The sequence below is a fragment of the Rhodococcus sp. RCBS9 genome, from assembly GCF_029457415.1.
Taxonomy (GTDB): domain Bacteria; phylum Actinomycetota; class Actinomycetes; order Mycobacteriales; family Mycobacteriaceae; genus Rhodococcus_F; species Rhodococcus_F qingshengii.
On record NZ_CP120422.1, the window covers coordinates 1,111,948 to 1,133,319 of the forward strand.

A 21,372-nucleotide genomic window follows, 5' to 3' on the forward strand; every position below is an offset into this window, starting at 1 on the left:
ATCCTCGTAGGTGTGGACCCTCAACCGAACCCGCGCACTTCCGGCACCGGAAACGGTCTGTTCCGTACGGCGATGGCACTGTTCATCGTCGGATTCCTGGCGATCGTGGCCATCTTCGCAGTCCATATCTTCAGCGACACCCCACCCGGCCTGGCGTTGTACCTGGTAGCACTCGCGTGCCCGATCGGCTTCCTTCTGGCCATCGTCTACACGCTCAGATCCGGTCGACGCGTGCGCTGATCACTCCCGCCTCCAACCGAAAGGTCACTGACCATGAGAATCCTCCTGAACGTGATCTGGCTGGTCTTCGGCGGCTTCTGGCTGGCGTTGGGTTACTTCGCCGCAGGCATCATCTGCTGCATCCTCATCATCACGATTCCCTTCGGAATCGCGGCATTCCGCATCGGCATCTACGCACTGTGGCCGTTCGGTAAGACCGTCGTCGACAAGCCGACCGCTGGTGTCGGTTCGATGATCGGCAATGTCATCTGGGTGATCATCGCCGGTATCTGGTTGGCGATCGGACACATCGTCACCGCCGTCGCGATGGCGATCACGATCATCGGAATTCCGCTCGCGGTCGCGAACCTGAAGATGATTCCGATCTCGCTGATGCCGCTCGGCAAGGAGATCGTCGACGTGGACCGGGTGAATTACGCATAGTCGTGGACCGCGTCGATTACGCATAGCGGGCCCGCGGACCGAAGAACCCGACCACAGCAGTTGCTGTGGTCGGGTTCTCTGGTATCAGGTCGTATCAGCGGCCGAGGCTACCGAGTCCGGGGAGGTTACCGAGCGAACCGGTACCCGTTCCCGGGTTGCCCGGATCGACGGGGCCGACCGGCCCCTCGGAGACCACGATGGTCACGCTCGAAGCACGCGAAAGCACGCTCTTCGCAGTGACCTCGACGGTGACGCTGCCGACAGCGGTGGGGGTACCCGAGATGGTGCCGTCCTGTGCGAGGGACAGTCCGCCGGGCAGAGTGCCACTGGTGAGTGCAAAGGTTGCGCGCGCATCGGCGGCAGTGAGCTTCTGCGAATACGCCTTACCTACCTGAGCGGCAGGCAATTCGACGGTCGCGGGTAGCGGGTACGCAGCAACGACTGTCACCTTGCCCCCGTTGGTCGTCGACGCGATGGCGCCGGTCGAGGTGTCGAGCGCGAGGTTTTTGACCTTCTCCAGTGCCGGAACCTTGGTATCGGTCAGAGCGGTGGTGGCGCGGGTCGTCAGATCGACCGACCACAGGTGTCCGTTCATGACGTCCGCGACATATGCAATGCCTGCCGCAGCGTCGACGACCACGCCGTTGGGAATCGCAGTCGGAGACAGCGTGGTCTTCGACAGAACCGCGCCGGCCGGGGTGATCGCCCACAGGTTGGTTGCCCGGGTGTCGGTCATGTAGATGTTGCCGGTGTTCGTGTCGACATCGACGTCGACCGGGTAGAGGTTGTCGGCACGCACGATCGACTTGAGTGCTCCGCCCTTGCGTACGTCCGCCTGCCACAGCGTGCGGCCGTAATTCTCGTCGAAGAAGTTGGTGTCCGCGATGTAGAGGAAGCCACGGACACTGTCGAAGGCGAGCTTGGTCGGCGTTGCCGACTTGTGGACCAGAATGCTCGACACGGCGTCGGCGGCGTTGGGGTCGACGACTCGGATGTTGCCGGACTTGTAGTCCGAGAAGTACGCGCGGTGTGTTGTGGGATCGACGACGACATCGTTGATCTGCGGACGCGAGCCGTCGGGGTTCTTCTCGCTCAGCGTGACCGTCTTTTCGACCTTCCCGGTCTTCGTGTCGACAATCGAGATCGCGCCGCCGTAGGAGGAGGACACGTATGCGCGTCCGAGGCCTGAGTCGACGGCAAGTGCCGACGGGTAACCGACGACGCCGTCGATGGTGCCGACGGACTTGCCGGTGTTCGTGTCGACGACGGACAACGAGCTGGTCGGTCCGCCGTACTGCGTGATGTATCCGCGGTGGGTTGCCGAGTCGACGACGATGTCGCCGGGCTGGGTTGCGGAATAGCTTCCGACAACACCGTGTGTCGGATCCTCGGGTGAGGCGTGTGCAGCGGGAGCAGTGACGGCCAGGCCGACAGCAGCAGCGGCGACGGCGAGTGACGCGGTGACCGCACGCCGACGGTATTGCAGTTTCATGAGGGGTGCCCTACTTCTTTGGAAGACTCTGCGAAACCTGCCCAATCGAGGCAAGTCAGGCAAACCTAACCTAAGTTTCAATCTCGATGTTGAGACACGGGCCACACCCTGGGCGCGGATCGACACACCTCTCAATCGCCCGAAATTCTATTTCCACATAACGTGTGACCTTGCTCACATTACGGATGGATAACGGAACGGACACAACCGGACATTCACTCAGTCACCCCCACCTACCTGGGAAGAGTCTCCTGCGCTTTGTGTGACGCGTTGTACGTCCTTCGCCACGCCGCGTTATCAAATGGTGACACGAGCGACTCGAGCCGTTACCGTCGTTTTCGGCCGGGAAACTCGGCCACCTCCGGCCCGCCGCGCCAAGCCTTGTCCCGCGGGTACCGGACTTCCGACAGAGCATTCCAGGGACGAGGACGGGGGACCCAAAGTCCTCTGTGAGAACAGAAAAGTTCTCCAGTGGACACCGGTTCGATCGCAAGACCGAATCTTGGGGTGAAGCCAGACCCTTTCCAGCCAGGAAAGGCGAGGCCGGGCGACCTCTCAGCCCGAACCCGACAGCTGACCTCGCAGGCGCGTGTGGAGAGGATTTCGACCATCATGAGCGGACGCCATCGCAAGCCCACCACCACCGGCCGCACTGTCGCCAAGGTCGCCGTCACCGGCGCCATCATGGGCGTAGCAGGAATTGCAGCCACCGGAACCGCAAACGCTGCCCCCGACTCCGACTGGGATCGTCTCGCCCAGTGTGAGGCCGGCGGAAACTGGGCCATCAACACAGGCAACGGTTACCAGGGCGGACTGCAGTTCTCCCCCAGCACGTGGAACGCACACGGCGGCGGACAGTACGCAGCCACCGCAAACCAGGCCACTCGCGAGCAGCAGATCGTTGTTGCCGAGCGTGTTCTCGCAAACCAGGGTTGGGGCGCATGGCCGTCCTGCTCCTCCAGCCTCGGGCTGAGCAGCGGCGCCACCGAGCGTTCCGCTCCGGCCACCACGGCTCCTCAGGCAGCTCCGGCTCCGGCGCAGCAGGTCGCACAGACCGTTGCACACCCGGTCGCCGACGCCATCGATCAGGCAATCGCATTCGCCGAGGCCAACGGCATCCCGGTCGACCCGCAGATCCTCGCAGTCGCCGACACCGCGAAGTCGTTCCTCAAGTAACACCGGCAAGACTGTCCGCTCGGACGCTCGAACATCAAGAAGGCCCGCACCGATTCGGTGCGGGCCTTCTTCGTGTCGAGTTGTTATCGGTTGATGACGGTGTGCGGGTGTACGTAAGGAAGTGACTCCACCGGAACCGGAAAGGTGGTGTCCTCGCCGAAGGGTGAAAGTCCACCTGCGCGGGTCGATGACAATTCGGTCACTGCGTGATCTCCGTCTGCAGTTTCCGGCCATCCTGGATCTACATAGTGTTGCTTCGAATTGTTGGCCACGAAGTCATTTTGACAGGACGCCGTTACGCCGTACAGACCAGGTCTCTAATCTGATACCTGATGACCGAAACACGTGGCACCCCGGCGGGCAGTTCCGCAGCCGAAAGTCTGACCGATTGGCTCTCGGCGCGCAGTGACGCCGAGTTGACGGAGTTGCTGCGTCTGCGCCCCGATCTGGCCGTACCGCCGCCGAGCACGATGGTGGTTCTCAGCGGTCGGGCACAGCAACGCGCGTCGGTCAGCCGAGCCGCAGACGAACTCGACACCCTCGATTTCGGTCTTCTCGAATTGTTGGCACTGGCCGGCGCCGAGGAAACTCCGATGACGCGGGCGGAGCTCAACAGTGCGATCGCCGAACGAGCGCTGACCGGCAAGGGCAAGGTCACCAAGAAGGCCGTCGACAAGTCTCTGTCGAAGATGCGCGCGTCCGCCCTCATCTGGGGTGTCGATCCCATCAGCGTCGTCCCGGCAGTCATCGGGATGATTCCGTGGCGTGTGGGGCGCGCCCTCGAACCTGCCGAGGCGATGACCGAGACCGAGATCTCGGCTGCGCTCAACGCTCTGGACACCCGCGAGCGGGATCTCCTCGAGACACTCGCCAACTCCAGCCCGATCGGTCGCACCCGCGACGCTGCCCCCGGAACGCCGCCTGAGCGCCCGGTTCAACGACTGCTGGCGGCCGGCCTGCTGCGGTGGCTCGACGAGCAGACCGTCGAGCTTCCGGCGACGGTTCGTCAGGTCATCCGCGGCGAGCCGGTTTTCGATCCGACGACGCTGACCGCACCCGTCATCGGGGGCGACAAACTCAAGCCGGCGGACGTGAACGCCGCAGCAGCCGGCGAGGCGCTCGAGTTGGTACGCCAATGCGAGAACGCGATCGCTGTTCTGGGCGCAGCGCCGGCCCCCGCACTGCGAGCCGGTGGGCTCGGTGTTCGAGAACTACGACGCGTGGCCAAGACGGCCGATCTCGACGAAGCGCGCGTGAGCCTACTTGTCGAGTTGCTCTCGGCAGCCGGACTCATCGCCAGTGGAACACCAGATCCGGCGCCGGTCTCGGACAACGCGGACGAATACTGGACGCCCACGCTTGCGGTCGACGGCTGGCTGAACGCATCCACAGCGCGACGGTGGGAGGTCCTGGCGTCCGCCTGGGTCGACGTACCTCGAGTCCCGTGGATGATCGGGCTGCGCGATTCCACCGACAAGCCGATCGCGGCGTTGTCCGAGGAGGGCCGCGCTCCGGCGGCTCCGCGAGATCGTCAGGCCATTCTGGGGCTGCTCTCCGAACTCGACAGCGGCCAGACCGCGTCGGCCGTCGAGGTAAGTCGGCTGCTGGCGTGGCGACGCCCGCGATGGAGCGGGCGCCTGCGGACGTTCGCGATCGAGCGGACTCTGGACGAGGCCGCTGCTCTCGGGCTGGTGGCCCGCGGCGCGTTGTCGTCACCTGGACGAGCCTTGCTGCACGGCGGGGACGCCGAAGCCGAAATGCAGTCCGCGCTACCCGAGCCCATCGACTACATCCTGGTCCAGGCGGATCTGACTCTGGTTGCGCCCGGCCCGCTGGTACCGGACCTGCTCGAGCAGGTGAGCCTGGTCGCAGACATCGAGTCGGCCGGATCGGCGTCTATGTACCGCATCAGCGAGGACAGCGTGCGTCGTGCGCTCGACGCCGGTCTGACGGCCACCGAACTGCATGCGATGTTCGCTTCGAAATCGAAGACTCCTGTCCCCCAATCACTTTCGTATCTGATCGACGATGTCGCCCGTCGACACGGACGACTGCGTGCCGGAGTGGCGGCGTCGTTCATTCGATGTGAGGACGCGTCACTGCTGGCGGAGGTCCTCGCATCCGCAGTGGCCGAGCCGTTGGCACTGCGCGCCTTGGCTCCCACCGTCGCGATTTCGCAGGCCCCTCTCCGCGAAGTCCTGACCGAGCTGCGAGCCGCCGGATTCGCGCCGGCAGGTGAGGACTCCTCGGGCACGTTGGTCGATCTCCGCCCACGCGGGGCACGTGTACCCAACCGTCGCAGCCGACCGGCGTCGAGGATGCCGGCGAGCCCGTCGGCGGATCAGCTGGCGTCGTTGGTCCGCACGATGCGGGCCGGAGACCGTGCTTCCGCCCCCGGCCGCGGCGGAGTGCGAACGGACGGTTCACGGGAGAACAACGCCGCCACCATCGCCTTGCTGGCCACGGCGGCCCGAGACAATTCGAGCGTCAACATCGGCTACGTCGACGCCCAGGGGGTCGCGACGCATCGCATCGTCGACCCCGTCAGCGTGGGCGGCGGACAGCTGGACGCCTTCGACCCCGCGAGCGGCGCGGTTCGCCGTTTCACGTTGCACCGAATTACTTCCGTCAGCCCCGTCGACTCCGGAAAAAAGTAGCAAAAAAGAAGCAACTGGCTTTTTTCTGTAAATGAAGTATGGTCGAGGTCAGTTTGTGATTGCCACTTCGAAAAATGAGGAGCGACAATGGCTGACAAGGCGCCGGGTAAGAACATGAAGAAACCCGCCCAGTCGATCAAGGAACGCCGCGCGGAGAAGCGGGCGAAATCTGCGGAGTCTTCCGAGTTCATCCGTAAGCGGAAGCGGAGCTGACAGCAAAGTCCAGAGAAGACGAGCTGATTGCGAAGCTGACCAATGCCTGCCCCCACCGACACCCTTGTGCACCTGCACGAAACGTTCAACCTGTTCAAGTCACGTAATCGAGGAACTGACGCACGCTCGCGCGGGTACGCAGCGGGCATGACCCTCGCTTCACTCTGCGTCCTCGACGAACACGCTCGGCAATCCGGAATACTTCTATCGGATTTACCGCAGAAAGAGAATCAACCATCGTGAAAAGAACAATCCATACCCTGGACCGCATTCAAACGAGACTCGAATCGGAGCTTGATTCCACTCCGGGTGATTCCGAAAAGAATATCGGTTACCGGTCCGGAATTTCCGAAGCTATTACTCATGTAATGGAAATGCGGAAGTCAGTGGTCGCGCAGAAATAGGAGACGCATCGATTAGGCGCTCACCCCAATAACTGCCGCACACCACCGACCAGAAAGACGACCTGGTCCTCGTAGAAGTCGGCAAGCCGCTCCGGCGCGAGCGGCTTGCCACTTCCGCTCCAATCGTCCGCCCGGCTCAACGCCTGGAGGAAGCCCATCAAGGCAATCGCCCAGCGAGTCTCGAGCCGTTCGGGATCGGTAGCAGGAAAAGTACGACGGACCTGGTCGAGAAGATGTTCACGCAGGTGCAACTCGGTCGCCTCGAGGGCTGGATGGCCCGGTCGTGACATCTGCGGCTGCGAGATCTGCGTGACGATTCTGATCCATCGCATTCCCCGCGTGCGATGGCGAAGGAGCAATGCCTTGTAGGGCGCAGTGACGGCCCGTACCAGCGCCTCGACCGTCGGCGGCGTCTTGTCGGCGGAGAGGGCGTCGACGTTCGCGCTGATCTGATCTCGCACCGACGTTCCCATGTCCAACAGCACCGCTGCGACCAGATCGTCCTTGGTTCCGAAATGGTAGTGGACCGATGACGGCCCGAGACCGGCCGCGGCATTGACCGAGCGCAGCGAAACTGCATCCAATCCCTCTGTCGCGAAAAGCCGTTCAGCAGTTTTGAGCAAACGCAGACGCGTCGCGTCGCCTTGACGGTTCTGCCGGGAGTCGGTCATACGAACGAGCTTCGCACGGGCTCGACAAACGTCTCAACCGTGGCGAACGCGGAGTCAGAGTGATTCACGGTGTGCTCGCACCCTGTTGTCGCGATCCACCCAGCCGTGGGCGCGTGCGTAGTCCACCATCGCGGAGAACTTCTGTCTCCACTCGGTGTTTCCGATCCGGGCAGCGACGGCTTGCTCCAAGTGGCCGATGTCGAGCCAGACGTGATCCCCCTCGAGTTCCCCCCACGGTTCCAGTACCCGACTCAGAGTCTCGGATCGATCGTCGCCGCCAACGACGACCGAGAGACTGGTGAAGTCGTCGACACTGTTCAGTTCGACGGTCGAGGAGTCGGGGGTGATTGTGACGTCCAGTTGCATACCTCTTCAATACTCCTTCGGAAAGTAACTTGGTTCAGTCGATCGACTTGCAACAACGATATCCGACGTCATTGCACCAGATAACGTTGAACTACAGGTGATTACAAATCTCCCACTGTGCGGGAGGCTCAACTTATTGGATCAGTTGATCCATGTTAGACATCTCGATCAGAGCGAGTGATCCAAATCACTCCCCTGTCGACAGGAGTTGTCATCGTGTGGTCCGCATCGTCCATCCGCTTCGGAGCCTTCCTCGCCCCGTACCACCCGCTCGACGCCGATCCCGCCCTGCAACTCAGACGCGATATCGACCTCATGACACACCTGGACCACCTCGGATTCGAAGAAGCGTGGATGGGTGAGCATCATTCGACCGGCGCCGAGATCGTGCCTGCCCCGGACATGTTCATCGCGGCCGCCGCAGAGCGAACCGAGCGCATCCAGTTCGGCACAGGCGTGACGTCTCTGCCCTATCACCACCCGTTGATCACGGCCGACCGCATCACTCAGCTCGATCTGCAGACCCGCGGACGGCTCATCTTCGGCACCGGCCCGGGCAAGATCCCCCTCGATGCACACATGATGGGCATCAACCCGTCGGACCAGCGTCGTCGCCAGGGCGAAGCGCTCGAGGCCATTCTCGCGTTGCTTCGCGGCGAGGTCGTCAACATGGAAACCGACTGGTTCACGTTGCGTGACGCACGCGCACAGCTGCCCACCTATCGCGCGGACGGCATCGAGACAGTGACAGCGTCCACGATTTCTCCCAACGGTTCGGTGCTCGCAGGCAAGAACGGCCTCTCCCTGCTCTCATTGGCGGCGAGTTCACCCAGCGGCTTCGACGCACTGGATCGCAACTGGGATGTGTACGAGAAGGTCTCGGCCGAACACGGCCACCGCGCCGACCGAGCGACGTGGCGTGTGGTCAATCCGATGTTCATCGCCGAGACCCGAGCCGAGGCCGAGCGCGCCGTGAGCCGGCGGATCGGATCGATGGCTTCTTACGTGAATCGACAGACCGGCCAGAACCCGGCCTGGGCAGATACACCTGCCGGAATCATCGATCAGTGGCGCAACGACACGCTCGGCGAGTTCGGTCAGGCGATCATCGGTACCCCCGAAGATGCGATCGCACAGATCGAGCGTCTGATCGAGAAGACGGGAGGGTTCGGCACGTTCTTGATCCTTCACGTCGACATGGCGAGCTGGGAGGACACCAAACGCAGCTACGAATTGTTCGCCTCCGAGGTGGTCCCGCACTTCCGGAAGCGAAATGTCGGGCGTCAGGCGAGCATGCAGTTCGCCGAGGACAATCGCGAATACCTGATCGGCGGGCTGGTCGGAGCGATCACCAAAGCCCATACCGACTACTACGGCCGGCCGGCCGAGACGGGAGCCGTGCGCGCATGAGAGCCGTCCGTTTCCAGCAGGGAGAATTCGCGGTCACCGAGATCGCCGACCCGCCGCCGTTGGCACCCCATCAGATCCGCATCGACGTCGTCGCCTGCGGGATCTGCGGCAGCGACCTGAGCATGTCGAAGGACCCGTGCCGCTTCGTTCAGGTCGCGCACGACGGGGGCTACCCGCTCGCCACCTTCGATCCGGACGCGCCAGTGGTGCTGGGGCACGAATACGCGGGTATCGTCTCCGAGACCGGTTCTGCAGTAGACGATTTCGCGATCGGCGATCGGGTGGCCGGCATCGGCTTGGCCACCGACACCGCTACCGGGATCCCGACGATCATCGGCTACTCGAACGAGTACCACGGCGCGTTCGGCGATCACATCGTCGTCGACGCGTTCTGGGTCCGCAAAGTTCCCGACCACCTGTCACTCGAGCACGCCACACTTGCCGAACCTCTCCACGTCGGCGAGATGCATCTCCAACAGTCCGGCCTCACCTCGGCCGATTCGGCGCTCGTCATCGGTTGCGGAACGATCGGACTGGGCGCCATCGTCGCCGCGAAAGCGCGCGGAGCGCAGATCGTCATCGCGTCGGAGCCCTCCCCCAAACGACGCGAGCTCGCCGCGAAGATGGGCGCGGACATCGTCGTCGATCCGGCCGAGCAGGATCCGATCGAACTGTGGAATCGAATGATCGCCGAAGGCAACCAGCTTGTCGGCCAGGCCGCGAACGGAGTTCTGATCGCCTACGAATGCAGCGGTCGGGCGGGAGTCATCGGAGAACTGATGCACACTCTGCCGTTCAACTCGCGGATTCAGGTTCTGGCTGCGCCGTTCGGCGACGAGACGATCATTCCCGTCGTCGGGCAGTTCCGGAGGATCTCGATCAACTTCGGTCACGGTCCTTACGAGAATGCCTACGACATCACCCTGCAGAGGCTCGCCGACGGCGAGATCGACGCCGAAGCGATCATCACCGGCAGGGTCGGTCTGGATGGAGTCTCGGACGCTTTCGCAGCTCTGCGCGCACCCGACGAACACGTGAAGATCCTCGTACTACCCGCGGGCCTCCCGGAATAGCGGTCGATCCTGCCCTGTTGACGTAGGGGTGCTCGCACTCGGGCACCTCTACTTCGGGCTGTGCGAGCGTCGCCTGTTGGCGTCTGCGCCCCGATACCAGGACAATGGCAGGGTTGGCGTCAGCCGACAACGCGGCGCAACGCTCTGTGGCTGCCGCGTTTGTTTCACTAGGAGGATTCCGTGACCGACGGACCGTTGATCGTCCAATCCGACAAGACGCTGCTGTTGGAGGTCGACCACGAGCGCGCCGGCGATGCCAGGCAGGCAATCGCCCCCTTCGCGGAACTCGAACGGGCCCCCGAACACGTCCACACGTATCGCATCACTCCCCTGGCCTTGTGGAATGCCCGCGCCGCCGGACACGACGCCGAGCAGGTTGTCGACGCGCTCGTGTCGTACTCACGATTCGCGGTTCCACAACCGCTGCTGGTCGACATCGTCGACACGATGGCCAGGTACGGACGCTTACAGCTGGTCAAGAGCCCGGTGCACGGCCTCATCCTGGTCAGCCTCGACCGCGCAGTCCTCACCGAGGTGATGCGACACAAGAAGATCTCGCCGATGCTCGGTGAGAAGGTCGACGACGACACCGTGATCGTCCACCCGAGCGAACGCGGCCGCCTCAAGCAGATGCTGCTCAAGGTGGGCTGGCCGGCCGAGGACCTCGCCGGCTACGTGGACGGCGAAGCGCACCCGATCGATCTCGCTTTCGAAGAGGGCCACTGGGAACTGCGCGACTACCAGCAGATGGCAGCGGATTCGTTCTGGGCCGGCGGTTCGGGCGTCGTCGTGCTGCCGTGTGGCGCCGGCAAGACGATGGTGGGCGCCGCAGCGATGGCAAAGGCCAAGGCCACCACCCTCATCCTCGTCACCAATACCGTTGCCGGTCGTCAGTGGAAGCGTGAGTTGATCGCGCGTACATCGTTGACCGAGGAAGAAATCGGCGAATACTCCGGCGAGCGCAAGGAGATTCGGCCGGTCACGATCGCCACGTACCAGGTGATCACACGTCGCACGAAGGGCGAGTACAAGCACCTCGAACTTTTCGATTCCCGAGACTGGGGACTGGTGATCTACGACGAGGTACACCTGCTCCCCGCGCCGGTCTTCCGGATGACGGCAGACCTGCAGTCACGCCGCCGTCTCGGCCTGACCGCGACGTTGGTTCGTGAGGACGGACGCGAAGGCGACGTCTTTTCGCTCATCGGACCCAAGCGCTACGACGCTCCGTGGAAGGACATCGAAGCGCAGGGCTGGATCGCACCGGCCGACTGCGTCGAGGTGCGAGTGACGATGACGGACGCCGAGCGCATGTCCTATGCCGTCGCCGAACCGGAGGAGCGCTACAAACTGTGCTCGACGGCTCACACGAAAATTGCGGTCGTGAAGTCGATCCTGGCCAAGCACCCCGATTCTCCGACTTTGGTGATCGGTGCGTATCTCGATCAGCTCGACGAACTCGGCGAAGCCCTGAACGCCCCGGTGATCAAGGGATCCACCAAGAACAAGGAACGCGAGATCCTGTTCGATCAGTTCCGTAACGGTGAGATCCAGACGCTGGTGGTGAGCAAGGTCGCGAACTTCTCGATCGACCTTCCGGAGGCATCTGTCGCCGTGCAGGTTTCGGGAACCTTCGGGTCGAGACAGGAAGAAGCGCAGCGACTCGGACGCCTACTGCGACCCAAGCACGACGGCGGTCAGGCTCACTTCTATTCGGTGGTCTCGCGCGACACTCTCGATGCGGAGTACGCGGCACATCGTCAGCGATTCCTCGCCGAACAGGGCTACGCCTATCGGATCACCGACGCCGATGACCTGCTCGGACCTGCCATCGGCTGAGCATTTCTGCAACACGTTGCAGAATCAAATGGACATACGTCCAGTTATCTGTAGAGTGTCCCCTGTCACAGTCGTGTCCATCGGCCGGGGGTCACCAGCACCATGCGCTCAGTTCCACGTCTACGGGGTCGGCTCGCCGGAACCATCTCGCTGCTGACTGCCGCCGTCGTAGTCGCCGCGACCGGCGTCAGCGCCGCGGCACCGAGTCCTGCTCCTACTGCGCAGAACTCGGTGTACGCACTTGCGAACGGTTGCTTCGCGCTGCGCACCGAGTCTGGTGATTTCGTCCGTCGTGACGGGTCGGCGTACCTCACCGACGTAACGAAAGCCGCAGACGCCGAACCGTTCCGGCTACATGCGGCCCAGTTGGGTCGATTCATGCTGTACGGCCCGGACGGGTCGATGCTCTCGCACGACGGCGCGGACTCGGTACTCGCCACTTCCGAAGCAACTCCCTCCACCGACTGGACCGTGATGTCCACCGGTGAATCGTTCGTTCTGACCGCGACCTCGAACGGCCGTCAACTGATCTCGCGAGATTTGATGCTCACGATGTCCGATCCCGGTGACGTTCCCGAATCTGCGTTCACGCTGATCCCGCGCGATGGCTGCGCCGATTTCCCCGAAGCGGAGGTGGGCGCAAACGGCGTTCCGGGAGAAATCGGACCGAACGGTGAAGTCACCGGATTCATCGACACACACGTGCACATGAATGCTTCCGAGTTCATGGGCGGAAACCTGCACTGCGGCCGACCTTTCGATCCTCAGGGCGTCACCGCAGCGCTCGTCGACTGCCCGGACCATCAACCTGACGGGATACCGGCGCTCCTCGAAAACGTTCTGTCGTACGGCAATCCCTTCGAAACTCACGACACCACCGGCTGGCCGAGTTTCGCCGACTGGCCGGCGCACGATTCACTGACGCACGAGCAGACGTACTACAAGTGGGTCGAGCGGGCCTGGCGTGGCGGGCTGCGAATCTTCACCAATCTCTTTGTCGCCAATCGTGTCCTGTGCGAGCTGTATCCGAGCAAGCGAAATCCCTGTGACGAGATGGAGACCGTCCGGATCCAGGCGCAGCAGACACGCGAACTCCAGGACTACATCGACGCCCAGTACGGCGGTCCCGGCCGGGGTTGGTTCCGCATCGTGAGCTCGCCGGAACAGGCCAGGCAGGTGGCCGCCGACGGAAAGCTGGCCGTCACCCTCGGGGTGGAGGTGTCCGAACCCTTCGGTTGCTCTGTGCGCAACGGTATTCCGCAGTGCACCGAGGACGACATCGACCGCGGCCTGGACGAGTTGTACGACCTCGGTGTCCGGCAGATGATCGTCACGCACAAGTTCGACAACGCCCTCGGCGGTGCCCGTTTCGACGGCGGCGTCACCGGAGTGGCCGTCAATATCGGCAACTACCTGGGCACCGGGGAGTTCTGGCAGTCGGAACCATGCACCGGCGTTGCCGAGGACAATGTGCTGCCCACCAAGGTCGACGGCGCACAGAATCTTCTCGCGGTACTCCCACCCGGAGTGACGCTTCCGGTGTACCCCTCTGGTCCGCAATGCAATTCGCACGGCCTGACCGACCTCGGCGCGTACACGATCCGAGGTTTGATGGACCGAGGGATGATCGTGGACATCGATCACATGAGCGTCAAGACCGCCGAAGCGGCTCTCGATATTCTCGAAGCTGCGAACTACTCCGGCGTCGTTTCCAGTCACAGCTGGAGCGACCCGAGCCTGTACAAGCGGATCTACGCACTCGGCGGATTTGTCGCCCTGTACGCCGGACAACTCGACGCATCGGACGAAAAGCCCGAAGAGCGTGGGTTCATCGACCAGTGGCGGGACGCACGGGCGATGCGAAGCGAGAACTACTACTTCGGTTTCGGCTACGGCGCCGACACCAACGGCTTCGGGCCGCAGGCCGCACCGCGCGGCGACGCCGCAGAAAATCCGCTGCAATATCCGTACACCGCCTTCGACGGCACGGTCATGGACCAGCAGCGCGCCGGCACCCGGGTTTTCGACGTGAACACCGACGGCGTGGCGCAGTACGGGATGATTCCCGACTGGATCGCGGACATGCGCATCGCCGCGGGAGCCGACGGCGACACCATCATCGAGGACATGAGCCGCGGCGCCGAGGCTTACCTGCAGATGTGGGAGCGCGCGCGAAACTAGCTACGCTGGTGGACGGTCCCCGGGCGATCGGGGGCCGGTCCTAGATCGTCCGGCACCACCGAAGGAATTTTTCGTGGCTGACTTCCAGTTCACCGTCGACAAGGCTCACGCCAAGTCGGTCAACGACACACTGGCCGATGTACGCCGCCTGCAGATTTCTGCGGTGATCTTCGCGATCGTCCTCGCCGCGGTCGGGGCCTGGTTGATCAGCATGGGCGAGGTGTGGTCCATCATCATCGGCGCAGTCCTCGCCATCGGTGCGGCCAGTTCCCTGTGGGTTGCCGTGTGGGCACCTCGCAAGGTGGGAAGCGTCGAATCTCTGTATGCGGACAACCCACTGGTTCCCGCGATCGTCACCGAGGTTCACCCTCGAGCGGCGACCTTGACGGCATTGATCGACATCGCGAAGCCGGCGGCCGGAGCACCGCAGTACGCGCTCGTCAGCCGCAACGTTCGACTCAATCCGAAGTGGCGAGTCGGCGACCGCATTCCGTCGGTCGCACTGCGTTCGGATCGTTCCACCCGCAGCAAGGCTGACACGTGGCAGATGGTCAGTCCCATGCCGATCGAGTGGGGGACCAAGGACTCGGCAGTGCTGGCACGCGCGATCGCTGCTGTCAGTGCGAGCGAGTGGAACTTCCTGCAGAGCCGGATTCCCGATTCCGAAGAAGTTCGCACCCACCCCGATCGCCGGGTTCTGATCAACCCGGCCGATCTTCCTGACTCGCTGCGCTAGCCCCAACGGTTACGCGAGCGCGGGCAGCACTTCCTTCTCGAACATCTCGATTCCCGACGTGTCGTACGCGGCCTCGGGGAAGTAGAAGATTCCGTACTCGAGTCCCTGCGCCTCGAGCGCCGACAGGTTCTCGATGATCTGCTCGGGTGTACCCACGGCAGGCATTCCGCGGAACGCATCGAGCGACGCATCGGCGGCAGCTTCGCCGACCAACGGCGTCAGTCGGGCCTTCAGTGTCTCCAACCGCTGAGCCACCTCGGATTCCGTCGCGCCGATGGCCACGTTGTAGTTGGCCGAACGGACGATGGCGTCGAAATCGCTACCGACGGTGTCGCAGTGCTTCTTCAGGATTTCGGACTTGTGCGCGAAGCCGGCCGGGGTGCCGTCGAAGTTCGTGTACTGCGCGTACTTGGCCGCGATCTTGAGTGTGACCTTCTCGCCGCCACCGGCAACCCAGATGGGAATTCCGCCCTCTTGCAACGGAAGTGGACGGCACAGCGCTCCGTCGACCTGGTAGTACTTGCCGTCGAGCGTCGAGCTGCCGGTCGACCACGCCTGCTGCATGATCTGGATTCCTTCGTCGAGGCGGCCCAGACGCTCACCGGCAGAGGGGAAGCCGTAGCCGTATGCGCGCCACTCCTGCTCGTACCAGCCGCCGCCGATGCCCATCTCGACGCGTCCACCCGTGATGAGATCGGTGGTCGCGGCGACCTTGGCGAGGTACGCCGGGTTTCGGTAACTCATGGCGGTACACATCTGGCCCAGTCGGATACGCGAGGTCGACGCACCGAGTGCGGCCATCAATGTCCACGCCTCGTGAGTCGCTTCTTCCGTCGGCTGGGGAACGGTGTGGAAGTGGTCGTAGACCCACACCGACTCCCACGGCCCTGCCTCCGCGCGCAGCGTGAAGTCTCGCATTACCTCCCACTGCTTTGCGGGGTCGATGCCGACCAGGTCCAGACGCCAGCCTTGAGGTACGAACAGTCCGAATCGCATGTAGCGAGCCTACCTACAGTTTCCCGACGCGCGACCGGGGTGACACCCGCGGAGAGTAGACCGGAATGAAGCGGAACATCATCGCCGCGCCGGCGAACGACGTCGCGCCCAGAGCGGCGAATGCCCACCCGAGTGGGAGCACCGCGGCGAGTAGACCGATCGCGAGCGGCCCACCGAACATGCCGGTGTCGTGCGTCAATCGCCATGCAGCGAGGAACTCGGCGCGTTCTTCGGGCGGGGCGATATCGGCACCGAGGGTCATGATCACGCCGTTGCCCAGCCCGTTGCCGATCCCCATCACGACAGCGACCACGGTCAATCCCACTGCACCCGTCGAGAACGGCAACAGTAGGTACGACACACCGATCACCGTCAGCGAAGGCACCGCGACCAGCCTGCGGCCGTATCGGTCCATGATGTGTCCGGCCGGGTACGAGCACAGCAAGTCCACGGCCGCACCGATACCGAAGATCACACTCACCTGGGCTGCATCCAATCCGAGGTGCAATGCCCACAATGGAAGAACGGCCTCACGCGAAGCGCGGGCGGCGCCCATCAGAAGGGAGCCTGTCCCGAGCGTCGACAGAGCGGCACGATGACGGCGAAGGATCTCCGGGAGCGTGACGTGTCCGTGATCGCTGTTGCCTGCCTGCACCTTTCGTGGCGGGTCGGGAACGCGGGCCATCAGCGCCCCGGCGAGCACGACGCCCACCAACTGGACGAGGAATCCTCCGCGCGCTCCCACCAGGAGAATCACGCCGGCCCCGATGAGCGGTCCCAGGAAGAAACCCAACCGCCACATCGCGGCGAACGACGACATTGCTCGGGCCCGTAGACCGAGTGGCACGGTCTCGGCGAGGTAGCTCTGCCGCGCAAGGCCCCACACCGCATTCGCCAATCCGGTCAACAGTGCGCCGATACCGAGCATCCACGGAGTCTGCGCAAGGAGACAGATCACCACTCCTGTTGCACCCAAGGAACTTCCGCCGATGATCGACCTGCGCTCACCGAAACGCGACACGATCCTGCCGGCGGGGAGGTCACCGAGTACGGCGCCCAAACCACCGAGTGCAACGATCAGGCCGGCGACGGCAACCGATGCACCCAGGTCGCGCGCGGTGACGGCCATGATGGGGGCAGCCGCTCCCTGACCGATCCCGAAGATGGCCGCCGGTACGAAAACCGTTGTGACGAGTGGCTTGAGACCGGCAATCGCCGGCTGTTCCTTGGGCAGTGTTTCCGTCACGCGCTCACTTCTGCCGCGTCAGCGGCCCGCGAGAACCGATTCGCCGGACGATCGAGGCCGTAGTGACCCCGCAGGGTGGATTCCGTGTATTCGGTCCGGAAGAGCCCACGCGCCTGCAGAATCGGCACGACCCGGTCGACGAACACCTCGAGCCCTCCGGGCAGATAGGGCGGCATGATGTTGAAGCCGTCCGCGGCGCCCTTGTCGAACCATTCGGTCAACTCGTCCGCGACCTGCTCCGGTGTCCCGGCAAATGTCCGATGCCCACGGCCACCGCCGAGTTTGCCGATCAGTTCACGGACGGTGAGGTTTTCGCTCTCCGCAAGGTCTTTGACGAGCTGGTATCGACTCTTGTTTCCTTGGATGCGATCGATGTCCGGCAACGGGGGCAACGGGGCATCCAGCGAATGCTCGGTGAGGTCGACGCCCACCATGTTCGAGAGTTGGCGCAGCGAGTACTCAGGTGAGATGAGATCCGTGAACGACTGCTCCAGTGCCTTGGCTTCTTCTTCCGTATCCGCGATGAAGGGAACGATGCCTGGCAGCACCTTGATCTCGTCGGGACTACGCCCGTACTTGATCAGCCGCGCTTTGAGGTCGGTGTAGAAATCCTGCCCCTGCTCGAGTGTTCGTTGAGCGGTGAACACGGCCTCGGCATACTTCGCCGCGAAGTCCTTACCGCTCTCGGAGGAACCGGCTTGCACGAGCAACGGACGTCCCTGTGGAGACCTCGGCGAATTGAGCGGGCCAGCCACCGTGAATCGTTGACCGTCATGGTCGATGCGATGGACACGATCAGGATCGGCGAAGATTCCGGTCTCTTCGTCCAGGACAACTGCCCCCTCTTCCCAGCTGTCCCAGAGTCCGAGCGTCACGTCGAGAAACTCCTCGGCGCGCTCGTAACGACCGCTGTGCGTCGGTACCGCATCGAGGCCGAAGTTCGCGGCCTCGTCGGCACCGGCCGACGTCACGATGTTCCACCCGCCTCGTCCACCACTGATGTGATCGAGGGAAGCGAACTTCCTTGCGAGAGTGTATGGATCACTGTAACTGGTCGACGCGGTTGCAATCAGCCCCACCTTGTCGGTGGCCGCCGCGATCGCCGACAGCAAGGTGACGGGTTCGAAGATCGCCTGGGTGTTGTACTTGACCCGCGGGCCGACTGCTAGACCGTCGGCGAAGAACACCGAGTCCAGCTTTCCACGCTCGGCGATTCTCCCCAATTCCTGGAAGTGCTTGACGTCCAGGAGGTTGGCCGCATTTGTGCGTGGGTGGCGCCACGCCGCCTCATGATGGCCGACGCCCATCAGGAAGGCGTTCAGATGAAATTGTCGTTCGGACATGAGTTCGCAGAATCTTTCCGTGAATGTGTGGTCAGGCGGTGACGCGCCAGCGCGAGAGCCGACGTTCGATCAGGACCAGAATCGCGTTGATTGTCAGACCCAACAACGAGATCGCGACGATGCCCGCGTACATGTTCGGGATCTGGAAGTTGAGTTGTGAAGCGGTGATCAGATACCCGAGACCGGCTTTGGCCCCGACCATTTCGGCGGCGATCAGCACGAGAATCGACGACGCGGCTGCCATGCGGATACCCGTGAAGATCGTGGGAACAGCGGCGGGCAGAACCACCTTCTGGAACAGCCGAATCGAGGAGAACCCCAGCGAGGCAGCGGACTTGATCAGCAGGGGGTCCACTGTTCGCACACCGGAGATCGTGTTGAGCAGAATCGGGAAGGTGCAGGCGTAGATCACCAGGGCGATCTTCGATTCCTCACCGATTCCGAGAATCAGCACGAAGACGGGAAGCAGCGCCAAGGCTGCTGTGTTGCGGAACAATTCGAGAATCGGGTTGAGGAAGTCGGAGACCGGGCGGTACCAGGCGATCGCGATTCCCAACGGAATCGCGATCGCGATGGCCACGAAGAATCCGGTCAGCGCACGCGTCAGACTGGCCGAAACATGCTCTTGCAATTGTCCGTTCTCGGCGAGAGTGAAGAATGCGGACACAACTTCGGTGAAGGGCGGGAGGAAGACCTTGTCCACCAGCCCGAGCCGAGGTGCCGCTTCCCAGATCCCGAGGAAGATCGCGATCGCAATCGACGGCTTGGCAATCCGCCAGGCGGTGGAACGAATGTAGCGCGCCGCCTTGCCGCCGGCCTGGCTCCGCTGTGCAATGTCAGGTGTTTTGTCGGCCAACGGTTTCGGGGTGGCGACCACCTCCGGCGTCGCCAATGCGCTAGACATGTGCAACCTCCTTGGCAGGATCGAGTTCGCCGGCCCGAGCGCGCTCGACTTCACCGTGCAGCAGCGTCCAGATCCGGTGCCGGAACACTCGGAACTCCTCACCTGATCGCACGTCGTCGCCGGACCGGTCGATGTCGATGTCGACGATCGTCTTGACGCGCCCCGGCCGCGAAGTCAGTACTGCAACACGTTGCCCGAGGTAGATGGCCTCGTCGATTCCGTGGGTGATGAACAAGATGGTCTTGCCGGTGGCCTTCCAGATGCGCAGAAGCTCGTCCTGCAGCGACTCTCGCGTCTGTGCGTCCAGCGCAGCAAATGGTTCGTCCATCAGCAACACTTCGGGGTCGAATGCCAGGCTGCGGGCGATCGCGACTCGCTGCTTCATTCCACCGGACAACTCGTGCGGATAGCGATCCGCGAAACCTTGCAGACCGACCAGTTCGAGGTAATGCTCGGCGAGCTCGCGTCGCTCGCTCTTCTTCACGCCCTTCGCTTCGAGTCCGAACTCGATGTTGTGACGTGCAGTTCGCCATGGAAGTAGCGCGTATTGCTGGAAGACGATTCCCCGATCCAAGCCTGGGCCCGTGATCTGCTTGCCGTCCAGAAGGATTCGACCGGAAGTGGGCGAACTGAGTCCTCCGAGGAGGTCCAGCAGAGTCGACTTGCCGCAACCACTCGGCCCGACGAGGACCAGGAACTCCCCCGGCGCCACGTCGATGTTGATGTCCTCGACCGCGGTGAAAACTTCGTCGGTCCCACGAATGTCGAACTGTTTGGTGACGTGTTCGAGCTGTAGTTTCGGTTCTGTGCTCATTTTGCTGCCTCCAGTGCCTGTCCGTCAGCGCCGCTGTCGGGTGAATACGTTCCGTTGGCGTACGGGTTGAATTCGTTGGTGTAGATGTCCGACGGCTTCAACTTTCCTTCTTCGAGTTCGCCGTTACGGGTGAGCCAGTCGATCCACGTGCTGATCTCGGTATCGGTGATCGTTCCGCCGGGGCCGGCGACTCCTGGGCTCTTCCAGTAGCTGATGAGCTTGGTGTCCTCGTTGCGTCCGCGGCTGTTGATGATCGACGTCAGCTTCGCGACCACTTCTTCTCGTGGGTGTGTCTGCGTCCAGCGGATGGCCCTCGCTGTTCCCTGCACGAAATCGGCGACCGCCTCCTTGTTCTGCGCGATGTAGTCGTCACGGAACACCAACGTGCCGTAGGTGAACGAGCCGAACAACGATTCGTCCGTGAACAGCTCGCGAAGGCCACCACGTTCGAGCGCGGAGTCACGGAAGACCGAGCCGAGGGTGGCGACGTCGATCTGTCCCTGCCGCAAAGCTTGTTCCGTGTTGACCGGCGGAACCACGATCAGTTCCACCTGCTTGATCTCGTCCGGTGTAAGTCCCTGCCGCGCAAGCCATTCACGCACGACGAACTCGTGGTGCGCACCGAGGGTGTTCATCCCGACCTTCTTGCCGATCAGGTCCTTCGCCGATTTGATCGGACTGTCGTCGAGAACGTAGTACCCGTTGAAGCTCTCCTTGTCGGAGCCGTAGTACCCGATGACCGAGGTGATCGGTGAACCCGCGGAAGCCAACTTCACCACCGCCCCGTTGAACGCTCCGCCGAACTCGGTTTGACCGGTCGCTGCGTTCTGAATGCTCTGAGGGCCGCTGGTCGTATCGCCGATCCAGTTGAGCTCCACGTCGTTGAAGTAGCCGAGGTCAGCGGCCAGTTCGGGGTAGATGACCTGTCCGGTGCTGCCCTCGTACCGCAGGACGGTCTTGCCGTCGGCGGTCTTGACCACTTCGTCGGAGGAGCCCGAGCAGGCAACGGCAAAACTGGACAGAGTGACAAGAGCGACGACCGCGGCTACCGAGCGCGCGAAACGAGGGCGAATCATGAAGTTGCTTCCTGTAGAAGATGATTGGTTCAGTTCTCGGCTACACCTGTCCGGAGCGCCGTGTGCGGCGCTCGGCACAGGCAGGTGTGGGGAATGTCAGTTCAACGACAAC

General features: G+C 63.0%; 20 protein-coding genes and 1 riboswitch. Of the genes, 10 read left to right on the forward strand and 10 right to left on the reverse strand.

The window, feature by feature from the left end; all coding sequences use genetic code 11:
- Positions 1–12: 12 nt before the first annotated feature.
- Positions 13–240, forward strand: coding sequence for a hypothetical protein (locus tag P0M12_RS05245; RefSeq protein ID WP_003940194.1), 228 nt, complete (start codon positions 13–15; stop codon positions 238–240).
- A gap of 33 nt (positions 241–273) precedes the next feature.
- Positions 274–663 carry a YccF domain-containing protein gene (locus P0M12_RS05250; protein WP_003939919.1) on the forward strand — a complete coding sequence of 130 codons (390 nt, stop codon included), beginning with the start codon at positions 274–276 and terminating at the stop codon, positions 661–663.
- Positions 664–757: 94 nt separating this feature from the next.
- Here the strand turns inward: P0M12_RS05250 and P0M12_RS05255 are convergent, their stop codons facing one another.
- Positions 758–2,155, reverse strand: a complete 1,398-nt coding sequence (locus P0M12_RS05255) for a YncE family protein (RefSeq protein ID WP_058226123.1) — start codon at positions 2,153–2,155, stop codon at positions 758–760.
- A 383-nt stretch (positions 2,156–2,538) separates the two neighbouring features.
- A riboswitch (cyclic di-AMP (ydaO/yuaA leader) is annotated at positions 2,539–2,759 on the forward strand.
- An 8-nt stretch (positions 2,760–2,767) separates the two neighbouring features.
- On the opposite strand from P0M12_RS05255, the gene P0M12_RS05260 reads away from it, so the two are divergent.
- The gene (locus P0M12_RS05260) at positions 2,768–3,331 is read left to right on the forward strand and encodes a transglycosylase family protein (protein WP_003939675.1); all 564 of its coding nucleotides are present in this window, start codon (positions 2,768–2,770) and stop codon (positions 3,329–3,331) included.
- Positions 3,332–3,414: 83 nt separating this feature from the next.
- On the opposite strand, the gene P0M12_RS05265 is transcribed toward P0M12_RS05260, so the two are convergent.
- On the reverse strand, positions 3,415–3,603 hold the full coding sequence (locus tag P0M12_RS05265; protein WP_019744939.1) for a hypothetical protein: 189 nt from the start codon (positions 3,601–3,603) through the stop codon (positions 3,415–3,417).
- 60 nt (positions 3,604–3,663) lie between these two features.
- On the opposite strand from P0M12_RS05265, the gene P0M12_RS05270 reads away from it, so the two are divergent.
- Both P0M12_RS05270 and P0M12_RS05275 read left to right on the forward strand, forming a co-directional pair.
- Positions 3,664–5,988 carry a helicase-associated domain-containing protein gene (locus tag P0M12_RS05270; RefSeq protein ID WP_256082622.1) on the forward strand — a complete coding sequence of 775 codons (2,325 nt, stop codon included), beginning with the start codon at positions 3,664–3,666 and terminating at the stop codon, positions 5,986–5,988.
- Between the two features lie 87 nt (positions 5,989–6,075).
- Positions 6,076–6,201 (forward strand): hypothetical protein, encoded by a 126-nt coding sequence (locus tag P0M12_RS05275; protein ID WP_003940363.1) that lies wholly within the window; start codon positions 6,076–6,078, stop codon positions 6,199–6,201.
- Between the two features lie 424 nt (positions 6,202–6,625).
- Here the strand turns inward: P0M12_RS05275 and P0M12_RS05280 are convergent, their stop codons facing one another.
- A complete protein-coding gene (locus tag P0M12_RS05280; protein ID WP_003940633.1) occupies positions 6,626–7,276 on the reverse strand; it encodes a TetR/AcrR family transcriptional regulator in 651 nt (216 codons plus the stop codon).
- Positions 7,277–7,330: 54 nt separating this feature from the next.
- Positions 7,331–7,642, reverse strand: a complete 312-nt coding sequence (locus P0M12_RS05285; RefSeq protein WP_003939736.1) for a hypothetical protein — start codon at positions 7,640–7,642, stop codon at positions 7,331–7,333.
- A 216-nt stretch (positions 7,643–7,858) separates the two neighbouring features.
- Between P0M12_RS05285 and P0M12_RS05290 the strand changes: the two genes are divergently transcribed.
- From P0M12_RS05290 to P0M12_RS05310, 5 genes are all read left to right on the forward strand, one after another.
- Positions 7,859–9,052: an LLM class flavin-dependent oxidoreductase gene (locus P0M12_RS05290; RefSeq protein WP_162113731.1), complete on the forward strand. Its 1,194-nt coding sequence runs from the start codon at positions 7,859–7,861 to the stop codon at positions 9,050–9,052.
- A complete protein-coding gene (locus tag P0M12_RS05295; protein WP_007733511.1) occupies positions 9,049–10,125 on the forward strand; it encodes an alcohol dehydrogenase catalytic domain-containing protein in 1,077 nt (358 codons plus the stop codon). Before P0M12_RS05290 ends, P0M12_RS05295 begins: the two co-directional genes overlap by 4 nt.
- A gap of 180 nt (positions 10,126–10,305) precedes the next feature.
- Complete coding sequence (locus P0M12_RS05300; protein ID WP_003940219.1) at positions 10,306–11,964, forward strand: DNA repair helicase XPB; 1,659 nt, start codon at positions 10,306–10,308, stop codon at positions 11,962–11,964.
- Positions 11,965–12,066: 102 nt separating this feature from the next.
- Positions 12,067–14,145 carry a hypothetical protein gene (locus tag P0M12_RS05305; protein ID WP_064687600.1) on the forward strand — a complete coding sequence of 693 codons (2,079 nt, stop codon included), beginning with the start codon at positions 12,067–12,069 and terminating at the stop codon, positions 14,143–14,145.
- A gap of 73 nt (positions 14,146–14,218) precedes the next feature.
- Entirely contained in the window at positions 14,219–14,881 is a 663-nt protein-coding gene (locus P0M12_RS05310; RefSeq protein ID WP_007733514.1) for a DUF3239 domain-containing protein, read from the forward strand.
- Between the two features lie 9 nt (positions 14,882–14,890).
- Here P0M12_RS05310 and P0M12_RS05315 read toward each other — a convergent pair whose 3' ends face one another.
- From P0M12_RS05315 to P0M12_RS05340, 6 genes are read right to left on the reverse strand one after another with little or no spacing between them, the layout of a single operon-like run.
- A complete protein-coding gene (locus tag P0M12_RS05315) occupies positions 14,891–15,877 on the reverse strand; it encodes an LLM class F420-dependent oxidoreductase (RefSeq protein WP_030535352.1) in 987 nt (328 codons plus the stop codon).
- A 13-nt stretch (positions 15,878–15,890) separates the two neighbouring features.
- Positions 15,891–17,123, reverse strand: a complete 1,233-nt coding sequence (locus P0M12_RS05320) for an MFS transporter (protein ID WP_042451237.1) — start codon at positions 17,121–17,123, stop codon at positions 15,891–15,893.
- On the reverse strand, positions 17,120–18,466 hold the full coding sequence (locus P0M12_RS05325) for an LLM class flavin-dependent oxidoreductase (RefSeq protein WP_007733520.1): 1,347 nt from the start codon (positions 18,464–18,466) through the stop codon (positions 17,120–17,122). Before P0M12_RS05325 ends, P0M12_RS05320 begins: the two co-directional genes overlap by 4 nt.
- A 31-nt stretch (positions 18,467–18,497) precedes the next feature.
- Complete coding sequence (locus P0M12_RS05330; protein WP_277377497.1) at positions 18,498–19,370, reverse strand: ABC transporter permease; 873 nt, start codon at positions 19,368–19,370, stop codon at positions 18,498–18,500.
- Complete coding sequence (locus P0M12_RS05335; protein WP_277377498.1) at positions 19,363–20,184, reverse strand: ABC transporter ATP-binding protein; 822 nt, start codon at positions 20,182–20,184, stop codon at positions 19,363–19,365. Before P0M12_RS05335 ends, P0M12_RS05330 begins: the two co-directional genes overlap by 8 nt.
- A complete protein-coding gene (locus P0M12_RS05340) occupies positions 20,181–21,260 on the reverse strand; it encodes an ABC transporter substrate-binding protein (protein WP_277377499.1) in 1,080 nt (359 codons plus the stop codon). Before P0M12_RS05340 ends, P0M12_RS05335 begins: the two co-directional genes overlap by 4 nt.
- Between the last annotated feature and the right edge of the window lie 112 nt (positions 21,261–21,372).